The organism is Singulisphaera sp. GP187 (assembly GCF_900129635.1).
In the GTDB taxonomy this organism is placed as follows: domain Bacteria; phylum Planctomycetota; class Planctomycetia; order Isosphaerales; family Isosphaeraceae; genus Singulisphaera.
Map to the genome: position 1 here is coordinate 1,464,888 of NZ_FSRB01000002.1, position 16,284 is coordinate 1,481,171.

Below are 16,284 nucleotides of genomic sequence, written 5' to 3' on the forward strand. Positions count from 1 at the left end.
CACATGAGCCAGCCGGTTTCTAGCGGTTGCCCAGGGCGAGCCGCGATTGTTTCTGAACCACGAGGCGATCGACCACTTCCCCTTCGAGGTTCCAGGCGCGGTAGGTCAGACGATTCTCGGGAACGTTGATGTCGATTGTCTGATAGGTTGCGACCTGGGTCAGGCCGAATTCGGTGTAGTCTCGCGGGTTTTGGTCGCAGAATTTCTCACCGGAGACGGCGACGACGTAGGTGGTCCCCTCGGCGTTCGAGGCCACACGCTGGTTGCCGCGCATCGGGTACGATCGCAAATAGGCGTGGTCGTGCCCCTGGAGCACGAAGTCGACGTGGTGCTTGTCGAAGACCGGGATCCAATCTTCCCCCAAGGTCGGGTTCAGTCGCGACGGATGCGACGCGTAGATCGGATGATGGAATACGACGAACGTCCAGGCCGCCTCGGTCTTGGTGAGGGCGGCGTCGAGCCATTCGGCTTGGACCTGGGCGAGCCTGCGATCGACGAGCGCCAGGTTGCTGTCGAGGACCGCGACGAAGGCGTTGCCGTATTCGAAGGAGTAGACCAGGTTGGGGGCGATCCCTGGGGGACCGTTCTTGGGGAGCTCGAAGAAGGAGGTGTAGAGTCGCGGCCCCTGGTCGAGATATTCGTGATTGCCGACGCAGGGCATGAGCGGCACAGTGTCGAACACCCCCTTCGCTCGGAGGAAAAAGTGGTCCCAGTTCGTGCGCTCGTTGCCGCGATCGACGAGGTCGCCCGCGAGGAGCATGAAGCCGGCGTCGGGATGCTGTTTGTGGGCGGCGCTGAGGAGTCGTCCCCAGCCCTCGAAGCCGCATTGCGCATCGCCGAGATAAAAGAACTGGAAGTGATCCGGGCGCTCGGGTCCCGTCCGGATCGTTCGCCAGGGAGACCAACCGGTGGCGGACCCATTTCCCAGGCTATAAACATAGCTTGTGGCCGGTTCCAGTTGGTCGACGCGGACCTGGTGTCGGCGGATGGCCGGGTCGTTGAGCAAGTCGGGGGAGCGGACGAGTTGGGATTCTCCGGACACCTGGCGGATGGCGTTCGGGTCGGCCGGGCCGTCTCCGCGCGACGACGCTGGCGCGAGTCTGAGTGCGGTCGAGGCGGCGCCGGGTTCGGTCCGCCAGCTCCAGACCAGGTCGTGGGCGGGGTTGGGACCAAACGAGACCACGACTTGATCGGGCGTTCGGCTCGACGCCACGTGGGTCTTCCAGATCCGGCCCCGAGCCAATGCGGTCGCGTGGCGCAACTCACGGGGGATTTGCAGGAGGATCGATTCACGGAGGGTGGTTGGGATCGCTCGGACCGGCACGAGGGCGTCGAGGGTCGCGCTCACGCCCTCGGCTGCCTTGACGGTCTGCCACCGCGCGGGTCTCCGCACCTGGATCGACAGCGGACCACCGTCCTCCGCCCGGAAGAAGGGGACGTAATGCTCGGCCACCGCGCGGTCGAGGGCGTTCACTCCCAGGCCCACCGAGCCGGCCTCGAACCGCTTTCGATAGAGCGGCCAGCGCTCGCCTTGCACCTCGACGGATTCCGCGGTCGCGGCGAAGCCTTGGTCCGCCAGCCAGAACGGGAGCGCAGTCGGGTTCGCGGCCACCGCGACGATCGAGGGCCGATCGATCTCCACTTGGAGGTGGCCTCTCCCCAGGGCGTCACGTTCGGCCGACGTGAGTTCGGCGAGCACGCGATGGCCTTTGGCGGCGATCGTGGTCAAGTCGTCGATCGATCGGGTGCGACTGAGTCGTTTGCCGACTTCGCCAAGCGTCTCGCTCGGAGTGGCTGGGTTTGGGGCGGGGGCCGGACTCCGATCGACGCAGCCGGTCATCAGGCCAGAGAGCAGGATCGTTGCCAAGAAACGAACGCGGGTTTGGAGTTGAGCCATCCGTGCGATCTCCCCAGTTGCGCCCGTCGAGCCGGGGCGGTCCGGTCGTTTAGATAACGGATCTCCCCCTTTCCTTACAGAGTAGATCCGCAAGAAAAAGGGTCGTCCCCCTCCACGGGGGGCTGGAATCGAGCGTTTTTCACGCATGGATCCGCAACCGGTTGCTGCGTGTGGTATGAGTCTCAGGGGTCGAGTTCGATCAGGAAGGGTTCTGAGGTGGAGGAAGCCCTTTTGAGATTGATCGCGGTGTGCGCAACGGGCTGCCCGGTCTCTGTTCGTGTCCCTGTGTAGGCACACGGTTTGCAAAGCTTTCAGACAGCTTTCCTAAGGTCAATGCAACTCTGTTCGTGGTGAGGCCCTATGCCGAAGATTACGAATTTGCGGCCCGGTGATCCGGAACCACTGGGGCCAACAGTGAAGCCTGACGGCATTAATTTCGCGATTTATTCGTCGGGTGCGACGCGCATCGAGTTGCTTCTTTTTGACAATATCGCCGACCAGAGACCGAGTCAGATCATTCCGCTCTCTGACGAGACCAACCGGACTGAGCACGTCTGGCATATCTTTGTCGAAGGCCTGCCGAACAAGACGCTCTACAACTTCCGCGCGGACGGGCCGTACGAACCGGCGACGAACGGGACCCGGTTCAATCCTGCCAAGACGCTGCTTGACCCCTATGCGCCGGCGCTCACAGGCGATTTCTACTGGCAACCCGGCGATGCGCTCGGCTACGACAATACCGAACCGGACAAGGCGGACCGCCATCTTGTCCCGAGCACGGTGGAGAACGTGGCCGGTGCCCCGCGTTGCGTGGCCTACCTGAGCGACTTCGATTGGGAAGGGGACCAGCATCCCGACATTCCGATCGAAGAGTCGATCATTTACGAGGTCAACGTGCGCGGGTTCACCCGGCACCACTCGTCGGAGAACGACCTCGCCGGGACCTATCGCGGGTTCATCGAGAAGATCCCCCACCTCAAGGCACTGGGCATCACGGCCGTTGAACTCTTGCCGATCATGGAGTTCGACCAGTTCGACGGTCCGTTTCGCGACCCCGCGACCGGCGAGCGCCTGGCCAACGCCTGGGGCTACAACACGGTTGGCTTCTTCGCTCCCGAGTCGCGCTACAGCTACTACGGCAAGGTCGGCGAGCAGGTCGACGAGTTCAAGATGCTCGTCCGCGAGCTGCACAAGAATAAGATCGAGGTCATTCTCGACGTGGTATTCAACCACACCCGCGAAGGAAATCATTACGGGCCGACGGTCAGCTTCAAGGGGTTGGATAACAATGTTTATTACATGCTGACAGCTCAGCCGGAATTCTATATGGATTTCACGGGCTGCGGCAACACTTTGAACTGCAACCACCCGGTCACGCGCAAGTTCATTCTCGACTGCCTGCGCTACTGGGTCACCGAGATGCACGTCGATGGATTTCGGTTTGACCTCGCGGCCGTCTTCGCCATCGACGTCGATCAGCAGCAGAAGGGGAAGACCCCGATCATCCACGAGATCGAGTCCGACCCGGTCCTCTCCCGGATCAAACTGATCGCCGAGCCGTGGAGTATCCAGCAGTATATGCTCGGGAGCTTTTCGGATCGGCGCTGGGCGGAGTGGAACGGCCGGTTCCGCGACGTCGTTCGCAAATTCGTCAAGGGAGAAGCTGGTCTCACCGGAGAGTTGGCGACCCGCGTGGCTGGTTCATACGACCTGTTCGCCCCCAACGCCGAATCAGAGCGTTCGCCGTTTCACAGCATCAATTTCGTGACCTGCCATGACGGGTTCACGCTCAACGACCTGGTCTCCTACAACGACAAGCACAATGAGCGGAACGGCGAGTCGAATCGCGACGGAGCCAACGATAACAATAGTTGGAACTGCGGATATGAAGGGTGGGTCGAGACGTCCGACCTGCCCGACGAAGAAAAAGAGACGATCGAGACGCTTCGACGTCAGCAGATCAAAAACTTTCTGACGCTCCTCTTCCTCTCGCAGGGGACGCCGATGCTCCTCTACGGCGACGAGATGCGGCGGACGGCCGAGGGGGACAACAACACGGTCTTCCAGGACAACTCGCTGAACTGGATTAACTGGGAGAACACGAAGCGGCATGTCGAGATCTTGCGGTTCACGAAGCTGATCGTCGCCTTTCGCAAACGCCATCAGATCGTGCGCCGCTGGCGTTACCTGACGTCCGACGAGGCGGAGACGCCGATCCTGCGGAACATCAAGTGGCATGGAGTGAGTCCCGAGCAGGCCGACTTCTCGGAGACCTCGCGGTTCATCGCCTGGGAGCTCGAGGCGTTCCAGACCGACCAGCGTTCGGACGTGCCGATTTACGTGGCGTCGAATGCGTTTTGGGAGCCGATCACCATCGAACTTCCCACGATCGAAGGCCGGCGGTGGTATCGGGTCGTCGACACCTCGCTTGCGGTCGAGGAAGACATCGTGCCCGAGGAACAGGCGTTCTTCCTCCCGGAACCGACCTATCTCGTGCGTCCGCGATCGACGATCGTGCTCGTCGCCAAATGAACAAGCTCACGGGACGAACGGTTGCGGTCAGGGCCGTTCGACAGGGGTTTTGGCTGGCGGGAGCCCTGGCCGGAGGATCGTTGGTCTGGATCCTCCGGTCGCTCGTTTCACCCGGTACGCTCATCCTGGGTGTCGGTGCGGTCATGCTGTTCGCGGCCTTGGTCGGCGAGCTGATCGTTGCCTTCACGGCGATCCGGTCGACGCGCCGGGTGATTCCTCCTCCCAACGCTCAACCGGCGGACGGGCGGATCGAGCGCCTTGTGATCACTGGCGCGACCGGCGAGCCGAACCGGCGCGACCCGAGGTTCTCGGCGTTCCGTGCGCTTCGCCCCGTCGAGAATTTGCCGCCCCCCGCGCGGCTGCCGTCCGGGAGTATGCCTCCCTTGCTCGGTCGAATCACGCTGGTCTCGCTCTTCGTCGGTCGCGACCAGCACCCCTGGTCGGACGACGAGATCGCCCGGGCGCATGCCGCGCTCTTTCGCGCGGGGGAATGGATCGAGCGCGAGGCGATCCGCTGGAAGGCCCCGGTCAATCTGACGTTGGCCGACACCTACTTTGTGGTGGATGATGACGAGGCGACGAACGACGTCGAGATGACCTTCGAGCCCGAAGGGGAGAGCGTTGGCCCGCTCGAAGCCCATGCGGTGACGAAGGCGTTGATCGACACGAGCCGCGCGGCGTCCAAGCTCGGCTTCCGCGACGCCGTGGATTGGATGGAGCAGATTCGAGCGCGAGTCGATGCCGATGCGTTGGTCTGGCTGCTCCACCCGCGACGCGCGGGCCGGTCGTTGGCCATCCCCTTGGACCTGACCGAGCTGGCCGGCGTGAGCCTGGCCGTCTGCTACGCCCGTGAATCGAGCTTTCCCGAGCCTCTGATCCGGTCGCCATTCACTGATCCGGTGACGGTCGTTCACGAACTTCTTCATCTCTTCGGCGCGTCGGACAAGTACGGAGTGCCGCTTCGTTCCTACCCACCGCGATCGGTCAGCCCGCGTGATATCATGCGTTTAAATGAGTTGAGCCTTTCCCGACTTCGGATCGATCGACAAACCGCCTGGGAAATCGGCTGGGAGATCGACGACGCATTGCCTCGGGATCGATAAAAAATCGGCCGCTCTCCGCCGTGAAGCGAAGAGCGGCCGAATCACTTGGTCAAGTAAACTTGGTCAAGAAAAGAGGTAACAAACCTTCAGTTAGATTCCACGGAAGGACGAGATTTCGCCAGTTGATTGACGAGGTACGCGGCATCAGATGCCCGGCGAGCATCCGCGTATTTGGCAAGAGGCGCCGAACACGTTTCGTCGCCGTAAATCCCAACGACCGTAAATAGACCATGCAACTCGCCTGTTTCGGCCCTCGAGAACAGCCCCGACCGGATCAGCGAAGCGAGGTTCTGCTGCCACAGTTGGGTTTCGGCCAATTTCGTCATCATGGCGAGCCCCTTGAACTTTTGGGTTGTGGGACCTTTCCTTGGCCAGCGAGCGGCCATTCAACCGCTTCTCCTCTATTCTAAACGCTCAAACCTTGCTGAGGGTTTTAAACGACTGATTTTTTTTCTGTGTCTTCTTTTCGCGACCAAGTTCCCCGGAGGGTCATTTTCACAGAGAGGCGGAATTATCGTCGTTTTTGGTCTACACGTATAGAGGAGCTCGCAGACAATCAGGTTCACTCTCGCACGCAAATTCCGAAATTCATTCACCGTCTCAAGTTATTGCGGTGCGAAGGAGACCCTGTGACGGCCGCTTTTCGGATTTTCGGAGAACGTCCTGGAGACAAAGAAACTCTACTGCAAACGTTGGGCCAGAGTGGTGTGACCTCGAAGGTCTTGTCCGAAATCCTCGAGCGTTCTCGTCCGTCCGGCGACTCGGTCGTGGCTCGGCTGAGCCGCTTCATTCCCAGGCGTCGACGCTCTCGAACGAGGATGAGCGTTTGTAACTGGGCTCGCCCGGTGGAATAGGACGACCAGATGTCTGGATGTCCTGAATCTTCCCGGTCGATTTCTGGAAAAAGGCAACGTCGTGGCCTAACCGCAGACGGGCTTGAACCTTCGGGTGGAGAGTCACTCCCGGAGGTTGCGTCGCAACCGTTGCCCGTCGCCGGTTGAAAGCTTGCGAGATCGCACTCGCCTCTGCTTTAACTATAGACGGCGTGTCGAGCCCTTGGGCTTGGATTTCTCGCTTGGCCCGAGGAATTCCGGCGGATCCGGCTGCGTCGGATCCGCGATTGCGACCATCGGTCATGGGTCTTCATCGCGGACCGCACTTCCAACGAGGCCGCAATCGAAGATGGTCCGCAAGAGCCGGACCCTACGGGACCCGTTGGACGCACGATGACGCTGAGGTCGGGAAAGACGGGTTTCCATCGAAAGGTGGAAAGCACAGTCATCAGAGGGATGCAAAGTGAGCGGGCGAGGAGCGAGGTCGCCCGAAGAATGGGTCCAACTTGAGGAAATATTTTCCGTCCGAGATCGGCCATGAGGGAGATCTGCTTGAAAATCAGGCAATCCGTGCCTCTCGCTTGGGATGCGGCGAAAGCGTACGAGGTCAGACCCGCTTGTTGACGTTGGGTGTGGTGCCTCGAGCGCGGCAGGCTCCGGTCAGGACGGGCGAGTCTCCGCGACGTCGGTGGAGCGTTGCGTGTTCAGGACGGCGTCGCGGGCCAAGGCCAGAGCGCCCTGGACCACAACGTCTTCACCCAACGCGGCGGGAACCACGTCGAAGGTGCCTCGGAACGGCGGGAAGACGTTCAGGTTGAGCTGGTTGCGGATCGGCTCGAACCAGAACTCCTCGCCGATCAGCGACACGCCGCCACCGAGGATGATCCGATGGGGAGCGAGCAGGGTCACGGCCTGATTCAATGCATGGGCCATAGCGAGGACGGCCTTGCCCAGTATGAACGAGGCTTCCTGGTCACCGGCCTTCGCGGCATCGGCCACCATCGTGGTGTCGATCCGGGCGGGGACGCCGCCGGCGAGCTCCAGGACCTTCCAGTGGGTCAGGCCGTCGGCGAGCTGCCGCTCGGCGTAATTCCGGGCCGCCCCGGCGATCGCCCAGCCCGAAGCAACGTCCTCGAGTTTGATGACGTCGAAGTCGGACGTCGTCCGGTCGATGACCCAGAGATGGCCGATCTCGAGCGCACCCGCCCCGGACCCTCGGTAGATCTGGCCGTCGAGGAGCAGGCCGCCGCCAATCCCGCTGCCGATCGTGACATAGAGCAAGGGGGAGAATCCGACCCCCGCGCCAAACCGCGCCTCGGCCAGCCCCGCGGTGTCCGCGTCGTTCTGAATCGAAACGAGCGGGATCTGCAAATTTGCCCGGACCCATTTGGCCAGGGGAAACTGATCCCAGCCCGTCACCTGATGGGACTTGGTTGTCACGCCCGTGTTGGCGTCGACCGGTCCGCCGAAGCCGATCCCGACGGCCGCAACCTGGTCGCGCGTGGCTCCGATCCGACTCTGGAGGATCGGAACGAGTTCACCGATCTGCGCGAGGATTCCCCGCGCGCCTTGCGCCGGCTCGATCGTCCGTCGCTCGAGGGCGACGATCTCGCCATCGCCTCGACCGAGTCCCAGTTGAAGCTTGGTGCCACCGATTTCGATGCCGAGCAACAGAGGTTGGTTTGTCACCGTCATTTTGCACCCGTTGGCGCTACCGCCGTTGGCCCGGAAATCCGCCGATAGATATCGTCGATGATCCAATGAAAGACGACCTGATGCAACGACTCGACGATCCCCATGTCGTCGATCCCGACGTGGAGGTTGTGCTGCGCCAGGGCTTGGAGTTTGCCCCCGCCATAGCCAGTGATCCCGACCGTCGTCATCTCATTGCGGTTGGCCCACTCGACCGCCTTGAGGATGTTCGGGCTATTGCCCGATCCCGAGATGGCCAGCAAAAGGTCGCCGGGCGAGGCGAGGTTCTTGAGCTGCTCGAGGAAGATGTTTTCGTAGCTGATGTCGTTAGCGACGGCCATGATCCAGGCGGTGTTGTCCGTCAGGCTAAGCACCTTGAGCCGCTTCTGATTCTCGAAGTCGCGCAGCGTGCACTTGGCCAGGTCTTCGCAGAGGTGGGAGGCATTGGAACCCGAGCCTCCGTTGCCGCAGATGAAGACGAAGCGTCCGGCATGGTAAGCCTGTTCGATCAGGTCGCTGAACTTTTCGACCTGAGTCATGTCGAGACGCTGGATCTCGCGGCAGACCCGTTCCATGTAGTCTTTCGCGCCTAGGGTCGCACCGAGCATCCGGACGTCTCCCGAGGAATTTCTCGTTTTCTAGAATGGAAGGGTGAGACGGATAAGGTCTCTTTGGAATAGAGCGACTGTACCAAGCGAACGAGGACTCGTGAAGATGAAGCGAGCGCGTCGGAACCGACGCAACCGTGCTAGTTTAGGCAATTAAGCATCGGGTTGGTGATTCGCTCGATCGGCGGGACGAGTCTGTTAGAATGCCGAACGGGAGCGGAGTCGGGTGATGAGGGTCCCGCGATGATGATGGGCCTGCTGGGTACGATCGTTCTCAACGCGACACTGGGACTGGGGGCCTACTGGACCGCCCGTCATGGGTTCCGCCAGCCGGCGGGTCTGACTCGGGCGTTGGCGGCGGTGACGCTCGCCTGGACCTGGGCGACGGTCGGTCTGGAGATCCTCGGGGCGTTAGGCGCACTGGGGCTGACGTCGTTATTGATCTGGTCGGCACTCGGGCTTGGGATTGGGCGCGTACTTCGGGCCTGGGATGATCAGCCCGAGTGGGTTGAGGCGGCCGATCCGCCCGGACAGGCCTGGTCCTGGGAGTCGGTCGTTGCGCTTGGGCTGACGATCTGGGGGGGCCTGTTTCATGGGGTTCAGTCGCTGCTCTGGCCGGTCAAGGTCATCAGCGACGGACCGATCTACCACCTCTACTTTGCGGCTCGATGGTGGAAGGAAGGGAGTCTTCGGCTGATCGCGACTCCGTTCGGCGAGAACGCCGCGCCATATTTCCCGGCCGTCGGCGACCTCTGGTTCACCTGGCTGATGGTGGGCTGGGGGGGAGAGCGTCTGGCGAAAGTCGGGCAGGCGCCGTTCTGGGGGGTATCGGGGCTCGCGGCCTATGCCTTGGCCCGGCGGTTGGGGGCCGGATCATCCGCCGCGCTGATCGCCACCACCTGGTTCCTCACGTCGACGCCGCTCCTGCTCTTCGCCTTTGAAGCGAATGTCGACATGATTTTCGTAGCCGGTTACTTGCTGGCCGCCTCCTTCTTCGTGCGCTACCACCTGGGAGACGTGCGGGGATCCACACTGGCGCTCGGGACGCTGGCGGCGGGGGGGGCGCTGGGGTCGAAGACGATCGGGGTGGTGTTCGTCCCGGTCTTGCTGGGCTTGGCCGGTCTGGCCGTTTGGCGGCGGCCCGGCCCGTTCTTGGACCGAGCGATTCACCTGGTCCTGGTGTTGACCCTGCCCCTGGTGATGGCGGGGTTCTGGTACGGCCGCAACCTCTGGCTGACGGGCAATCCGCTCTATCCGCTCCACCTCGCGGTCGGAGGGAGGGTCTGGCTCTCGGGATGGTATGACCGTGTCGCGATGCGAACGAGTCCTTACTATCTCCCCGTTGAGGATTGGCGGTCACTCTGGGACGTGGTGATGGGTGTGATCGACCCGCACTTCGCTCCTTTCTGGTTCGCGGCCCTCCTTGGCCTCTGGTCGCTGAGGACGCGAGGAACCGAGCGAGCGGTTGATCTCTGCGTCTGGATCTGTTCACTCCTCGCCATTCTCAATGTCGGGCTCTATTGGCTGTTGATCCCCTACCGAACGCAGCAGAGGTTTATGCTCCATGCGGTGGGACTGGCGGTGGTCCCGCTCGCTCGGCTCCTCGATCGCAGTCGCTGGCTTCGGATGACGGCGCTCGGGCTTCTGGTCATCCATTTGCTGATGTCGCAGAACTGGCCGTTCGCCTCGGGTTCGGCCCCCTGGGACCTGAGCCGTTGGATCCCCGATGTGACGAGCGGGATCTTCTTCATGCCGCAAATGGCGCTGATGCGTCAGGGCCGGAGCGAGTCGAGCCGCCTGATCGGTCTGGCCGCAATCGCGTTACTCGGGGTTGGCTCGCTCGGGGTCGCATGGGCCTGGAGCCGGGTTGGCGGGTCCCCCGCGCGTTGGCTTCGCGCGGTGTTCGCCAGCCTCGGGCTCTTCGGGATCGCGTGCGGCGTATTCTTTCCCTACGATCTCGATCCGCGCCGGCGGTTTCATCCGGTCTTCCCCGACTACTATCTCGGTTGGCTCGACCTCGAGACGCGCGTGGGGGCCTCGGGGGCGAAGATCGCCTACGCGGGAACCAACATCCCCTTTTACCTGATGGGGGCGGGACTGCGCAACGAGGTCCGCTACGTGAATGTCGATGGCCGGCGCTCGTGGCTGCTCCACGACTACCATCGTGAAGCTCGAGCGAACGGGAAACCGACCTGGCCCGACTCGAGGCCGGGGTGGGACCGCCTCCATCCCGACTACGCAGGGTGGCTGGCCGCGCTTCACGACGAACAGATTCAAATTCTCGTCGTCGCCAAGGCCAATCCCGACGAGGGACGGCACAACATCGCCGACGCCGAACAGTTTCCGATTGAACGCACCTGGGCCGACACCCATCCCGAATCTTTCTTCCCCCTCTACGGCGTGGTCGAGGGAGATCCACGAATGCGGATCTATCGAGTCAGGGCGGCAAGACAGTAAAAAGGACAGCCATGGAGGAAGTCATCGAAACTCAGGCAGGCAAGGTTGGGGGGCTCCTCGAAGCTCGATGGGCCGAGACCCGGGGCACGTCAGCGCGGGGAAGGCTCTGTCGATGCGATCTGCTGATATGGTTTTTTGTTTATTTTTTTGTCGGCGATCTGCCGTATTCGCTTGCCTGGCCAAGGCCTTCGTTGTCCGCGGCGCTGGAAATTGCCCGTAAGTCAGTATCGTGAATTGCGAAATTGATTTTATCGCAAATTGCGATTATTCTTGGCGTGAGTGAATTCGTTGGTCGATAGGTGCGGCGTGCGAATTATCTCCAAGAAGCGGCTGCAGCAGTTCTGGGAGTCCCGAAAAGTCGATTCTGAGATCGCCGAGAGGGACTTCTCGGCTTGGTACAAATTGGCGATCAACACCGACTGGGCCAATTTTGGGGCACTCAAGCAAACATTTGGAACGGCTGACCAAGTGGGAAACTGCGTCGTCTTTGATGTGGGCAACAATCGATTCAGGCTCATAGGCCGGGTGAATTACGTCCAGGGCATCGTTTACGTTCTGAAAGCGATGGACCACAGGGAGTATGACAAAAAGGTCTGGATCGCTAACTGTGGATGCAACAGCCCGCCACCAAAGCCGCCGAGCAAGCTGAAGAAGGAACGTCCGAAGGATACGCCCCCTGCTCGAGGGCAGAAGAAAGGGAAGTAGCCATGGTTGTTACAACTTTAGACCGGGCCCTCCCGGGTACTTATTTCGCGCTTGTGAAGCGGTTCCCGCTCACCCACATTCGGAGCGATGAACATCTGGCGGCGGCGGCGGCGATGATCGACCAACTGCTTCAAGAGGAGCTCGAGGAGGGGGCTCAGGAGTATTTGGCGGCCCTCACGGATCTCGTCGAGATCTACGAAGATCATCACGTGCTGATCCCGGACGCCTCCGAGGCCGACGTCTTGCGCGAACTGATGCGAACGAACTGCTACAGCCAACAGGCCCTGGCGAAGAAGGTCGGGATTGCCCAGTCCACGATTTCCGACGTTTTGCAGGGTAACCGGGCGTTAACCAAAAAACAGGTCATCAAGCTCGCTTCGCTTTTCAACGTCTCGCCCGCCGTCTTCCTGCCGGCTTGAGCGCAACGGCGAGTCGCCAGGCACTTCAGCGGGGAGATCCGGGCGATTCTTGGGGGGCCTGGCCGCGGACGGTGGTGCCACGGTGTGGCGGAGGGTGGTCCCCGGCTCTGGGTCTGCCGAGTCAGGCCGACCTCCTCTCAAGGTGGATTGGGCCTTTGACCCGAATTTTTACGAATTCCCCAAAATCGGCGACGGATTCGTCGTTGGCTTCGCACTATTAACTGCAGACGATCGACAGCACTTTCGTCCCGAAGCCGCCGTTGCGGGCGGCTTGACGGTCGAGCGTCAGTGCTACCGTCATTGATTCCATCGAGATGCGACGTGCCACGGGTTCTGCTTGGGAACTCTCCCGGAGCCGGGGGGCGGCGAGCTCGAGGATCAGTGACTGAAGAGGCCGCGGGGGGAGAAGCAAGCGATGAGACTGACCCTGAGAACCTTGCTCGCCTGGCTCGATGACACGCTCTCGCCAGCCGAGGTCCGTGAGATCGGCAAGCAGGTGGCGGAGAGTCCGTTTGCGAAGGAGTTGGTCGAGCGCGTGCACCGCGTGACCCGCCAGCGCAGGCTGACGGTTCCGAGCCGGAGCGGGCCGGACTCAACCGATCCCAACCTGGTTGCGAGCTACTTGGACAACGAGCTTCCCCCCGAAGAAGTCGCCGAGTTCGAGAAACGGTGCCTGACCTCCGACGTGCATTTGGCGGAGGTGGCCAGCGTTCATCAGATTCTCAGCCTGATCGGTCAGAAGGCGAAGGTGCCGACCGAGGCGCGGCATCGGATGTATCACCTGATCAAGGGACGCGAGTCGGTCGCTCCCAAGGCGCCTCGGGCTTCGCTGGCTTCCGAGCCGGAACCGGTCTCGGAGCCGATCCAGCCCTGGATTACCCCCGAGCCTCCTCGCCAGCAGTGGTACGGCCGCGTCTTGCCGGCCGCCGCGGTCATGCTGTTGATCGTGCTCTTATGCTGGTCGGCCTGGATGAGCCTGCCCCCGCCCGAGGTGTCGCCGAGCCCCGATGCCGGGCCGATTGCGCAGGGACCTGGCGTTGACGACGGGAAGCTCGCGCTCAACAAGCCCAAGAACGAAGCTCCCGTCCCGCCGACGGACCTCAAGAAGGGGGCGGAGGACCTGGGTAAGGAGGCGACCAAGTCGTCCCTCACCGAGCCGGGGAAAGTCGCGACCAAGGACGTCGAGGGCGCAGCCGCGGAACCGACCGAGGATGCGATGGTGAAGCCTGAACTTCCCACGGGCACCTTGGGGAAGGCTGAGAAGCCCACGGGGATTTTGCTTCGTTATGACCCGGACCGGCGCGAGTGGGACCAGTTGACGGCCGAAACTCCGCTCAAAGATAAGAACCGCTTGCTCAACCTCGCCCAACTCCGCTCGGTCCTGGAGCTTGGAGCGACGAAGGTCGACCTCGTGGGTGAGACCGACCTGACCGTCTTGCCCGCCGCGGCGAAGCAGGCGGGCCGGCTCGAGCTCGCTCAGGGCCGGGTCGTGCTCCTCGGGGCAATGCCCGCGGCCCCGTTCGCGATCCAGCTGGGCAAGAAGACCATCGAAATCACCCCGCCGCCCGGCGCCTTGGTCGGCGTGGAGCGTGTGAACCATCGCGGCTCAGGTGCGTTGGTCGCTTCGGACCCCACCTTGCAGATCTACGCCAACGAGGGAGAAGTCGCGCTTCAGTCCGATGACGCCAAGGAGACGCTCTCCGGCCCTGGTTCGATCACGTTCGACTCGGAAGGCACCTGGACCGGCGTCGACAAGACGCCTCCTCCCGGGTGGGTGACCGAATCCAAGGCCTCCCCCTACGACCTTCAGGTCGGCGAGCAGCTCCAACGTTATTTCCGGCCCGGTCGTAGCGTTCTCGCCAATCTCGTGGAAGCGCTCGAGGACGACCAGAAGGACGTGCGGCGGCTGGCCATCTCGGCCACGAGGTCGGCGGGTGGGATCGCCTTGATCGTGCCGCTGCTCCACCAGGAAGAGAATCCCGTGTCGCGTCGCGCCGCGATTCAGGTCCTCCGCTCTCACCTGGGAGAGGGATCCGACGCGAGTCGCGAGCTTCACTCCCAACTGGAAAGCACCTTTGGCGCCGAGGTTGCCGAGCGGGTTGAGAAGCTGCTCGTGGGCTTCACGCCCAAGGAAGCCGGTGACGAGGCCACCTACAAGAAGCTGGTCGATGATCTTTCCTCGCCCGAAGTCGCCGTGCGTGAGCTGGCCCTGGAAACGCTTCAATCGCTCACCGGCCGCGACGAACTTGGCTACGATCCCGACCACCCCACGGGCAAAGGGCTGACCGCCTGGAAGAACTTGTCCAACGCCCACGAGCTTCGAGCGGTCGGGACGCCGCAACCTGCGAATGAGAAGAGTGTGACGCCTAAAGTGGAGAAGTGAGCACGGGGCCTGATGCCCGCATTTTTTTTCTTCCGGCCAGGCGTTCGGAGCCTGGCCCTTCGAGTTTTGAACACTCCGTGGCCGATTCCCCTGGCTGAGGCCAAGGGATCGGCCCTCGCCTTTTTCCCGATCAGGCCCGAGCCATCGCCGTCAATCGCGGGAAGTGCGGTCCGCCACCACTTTGCGGAACACCCGTCGGCTCCTGCTCGCGCGCTCGTCGCGATGCGACCGCGTAGGCTTCGGTCAGCGTCGGTCCACTGACGTCATAAGCGACGCCCGGCCGCTGCAGGTGAACCGTATAGGTGGGGCCGTAGGCGTCGTTGCGAGTCGAGTGCCAGACATGCCACCCGGCCACGCGTAAGCGGCAGGAGACTAATTCCCAGACGAACATCGTTGAAGACTCCGGTTGCCGTCGACGACAGACGGATTCCATCTCGATCCGTCTTATCGCTGGATCAAAAGGCGGTCTCACTAAGATTCAATATGGCCAATGATCGAGGGGTTTCCAAACCAAATTGTGTATTTTGCCTATTTTCCAAAAGGGGAGCTGACGGTTGAGCCAAGACTATCGAGAGTATCAGGCGGCGGCGGAGCGGATGGCTCGGGAGGCGGGGGGCCTGTTGCGAGACGCTTACGGGCGGGTTGTGGCGCGCGAGAAAGGGCCGGGCGACCTGGTCACGGACGCTGATCTCGCCAGCCAGCGCTTGATCGCGGCGCGGATTTCGGAATCGTTCCCCGACCATACGCTGCTCGCCGAGGAGGAGGGGGCCGTCCCGGACCCGTCACGACCGTGGCGCTGGGTGGTCGACCCGCTTGATGGCACGATCAACTTCGCCCATGGCTTCCCGTTCTGGGCCGTCTCGATCGCCCTGGAACATCAGGGTCAGCTTGTGGTCGGAGTCGTCCACAACCCGTTGAGCGGCGCGACGTATAGTGCCTCCCTGGGGCAGGGAGCCACCCTTGACGGGGTTCCCGTTCGTGTCAGCCCGGCCAAGTTGCTTCAGGACAGCCTGATCACGACCGCATTGCCCACTGATTTCGTCGATGTCGCGGACCTTCAACTGGCCTACTTTCGTCGGTTCTCCACAGGGACGCACTCGGTACGCCGGACCGGTTCGTCGGCCTTGAACCTGGCGATCCTCGCCGCCGGCGGGTGCGAGGTCTGTTACGCGAGCTTCATGCACCCCTGGGATGCCGCCGCCGGGGTTCTCCTGGTCCGCGAGGCGGGCGGAACGCTGACCGGCCTGGTCGGCGAACCGTACAACCTCTACGGCGCGGGGATTTTGGCGACGAACGGGTTGGTCCACGACGAGGCCCTTCGGTTCCTCGAGGAAGCAAGAGGCGCGAAGGCCGGCAAAACCACGTGAGCGACCGCCCGTCGGCATGGCTTTCAGGCGAGCGCGGAGCCTTCGCTCTGCGCTCGCCTTCGAAACGAGCACTCAAGCGTGCGGAGAATTCCGGAACTCGACCGGCCCTTCGAGCAAGCGATCGATCGCCCGTTGTTAAAGCTGGCGACTTTGCGGGCTGGGCGACTGGGGTCGTGGCAGCGGCCCTGTCTACATGCTATATTCAGAAATGGCGTCCCACACGCCTCAACTTGGGTTGCGACTCACTCGGGACCGCACCCGAGGGCCATTTGGATTTCATTTCCCAGG

General features: G+C 62.3%; 12 protein-coding genes. 7 read left to right on the forward strand and 5 right to left on the reverse strand.

Annotation, left to right across the window (positions count from 1 at the left end; genetic code table 11):
* Positions 1-19: 19 nt before the first annotated feature.
* Complete coding sequence (locus tag BUS42_RS30220) at positions 20-1,897, reverse strand: purple acid phosphatase family protein (protein WP_074313272.1); 1,878 nt, start codon at positions 1,895-1,897, stop codon at positions 20-22.
* Between the two features lie 360 nt (positions 1,898-2,257).
* Here BUS42_RS30220 and glgX point away from each other — a divergent pair, with 360 nt between their 5' ends.
* On the forward strand, positions 2,258-4,429 hold the full coding sequence (gene glgX / locus BUS42_RS30225; protein WP_074313274.1) for a glycogen debranching protein GlgX: 2,172 nt from the start codon (positions 2,258-2,260) through the stop codon (positions 4,427-4,429).
* Entirely contained in the window at positions 4,426-5,532 is a 1,107-nt protein-coding gene (locus BUS42_RS30230; protein WP_074313276.1) for a hypothetical protein, read from the forward strand. Before glgX ends, BUS42_RS30230 begins: the two co-directional genes overlap by 4 nt.
* A gap of 86 nt (positions 5,533-5,618) precedes the next feature.
* On the opposite strand, the gene BUS42_RS30235 is transcribed toward BUS42_RS30230, so the two are convergent.
* From BUS42_RS30235 to BUS42_RS30245, 3 genes are all read right to left on the reverse strand, one after another.
* The gene (locus tag BUS42_RS30235) at positions 5,619-5,918 is read right to left on the reverse strand and encodes a hypothetical protein (protein ID WP_015246369.1); all 300 of its coding nucleotides are present in this window, start codon (positions 5,916-5,918) and stop codon (positions 5,619-5,621) included.
* A gap of 1,107 nt (positions 5,919-7,025) precedes the next feature.
* Positions 7,026-8,060 carry an ROK family protein gene (locus BUS42_RS30240; RefSeq protein WP_074313278.1) on the reverse strand — a complete coding sequence of 345 codons (1,035 nt, stop codon included), beginning with the start codon at positions 8,058-8,060 and terminating at the stop codon, positions 7,026-7,028.
* Positions 8,057-8,665, reverse strand: coding sequence for a D-sedoheptulose-7-phosphate isomerase (locus tag BUS42_RS30245; protein ID WP_074313280.1), 609 nt, complete (start codon positions 8,663-8,665; stop codon positions 8,057-8,059). Before BUS42_RS30245 ends, BUS42_RS30240 begins: the two co-directional genes overlap by 4 nt.
* Before the next feature lie 243 nt (positions 8,666-8,908).
* Between BUS42_RS30245 and BUS42_RS30250 the strand changes: the two genes are divergently transcribed.
* The 4 genes from BUS42_RS30250 to BUS42_RS30270 all read left to right on the forward strand — a co-directional run bounded on the left by BUS42_RS30250 (position 8,909) and on the right by BUS42_RS30270 (position 14,629).
* A complete protein-coding gene (locus BUS42_RS30250; protein ID WP_074313282.1) occupies positions 8,909-11,122 on the forward strand; it encodes a 4-amino-4-deoxy-L-arabinose transferase in 2,214 nt (737 codons plus the stop codon).
* A 306-nt stretch (positions 11,123-11,428) separates the two neighbouring features.
* Positions 11,429-11,827: a type II toxin-antitoxin system HigB family toxin gene (locus tag BUS42_RS30255; RefSeq protein ID WP_159452312.1), complete on the forward strand. Its 399-nt coding sequence runs from the start codon at positions 11,429-11,431 to the stop codon at positions 11,825-11,827.
* A 2-nt stretch (positions 11,828-11,829) separates the two neighbouring features.
* Positions 11,830-12,246 carry a helix-turn-helix domain-containing protein gene (locus BUS42_RS30260; RefSeq protein WP_074313284.1) on the forward strand — a complete coding sequence of 139 codons (417 nt, stop codon included), beginning with the start codon at positions 11,830-11,832 and terminating at the stop codon, positions 12,244-12,246.
* Positions 12,247-12,661: 415 nt separating this feature from the next.
* Positions 12,662-14,629 carry a HEAT repeat domain-containing protein gene (locus BUS42_RS30270; protein ID WP_074313288.1) on the forward strand — a complete coding sequence of 656 codons (1,968 nt, stop codon included), beginning with the start codon at positions 12,662-12,664 and terminating at the stop codon, positions 14,627-14,629.
* Positions 14,630-14,759: 130 nt separating this feature from the next.
* Here the strand turns inward: BUS42_RS30270 and BUS42_RS30275 are convergent, their stop codons facing one another.
* The gene (locus BUS42_RS30275) at positions 14,760-15,020 is read right to left on the reverse strand and encodes a hypothetical protein (protein WP_074313290.1); all 261 of its coding nucleotides are present in this window, start codon (positions 15,018-15,020) and stop codon (positions 14,760-14,762) included.
* Between the two features lie 163 nt (positions 15,021-15,183).
* Between BUS42_RS30275 and BUS42_RS30280 the strand changes: the two genes are divergently transcribed.
* Positions 15,184-15,996, forward strand: coding sequence for an inositol monophosphatase family protein (locus BUS42_RS30280; RefSeq protein ID WP_074313292.1), 813 nt, complete (start codon positions 15,184-15,186; stop codon positions 15,994-15,996).
* Positions 15,997-16,284: the final 288 nt, after the last annotated feature.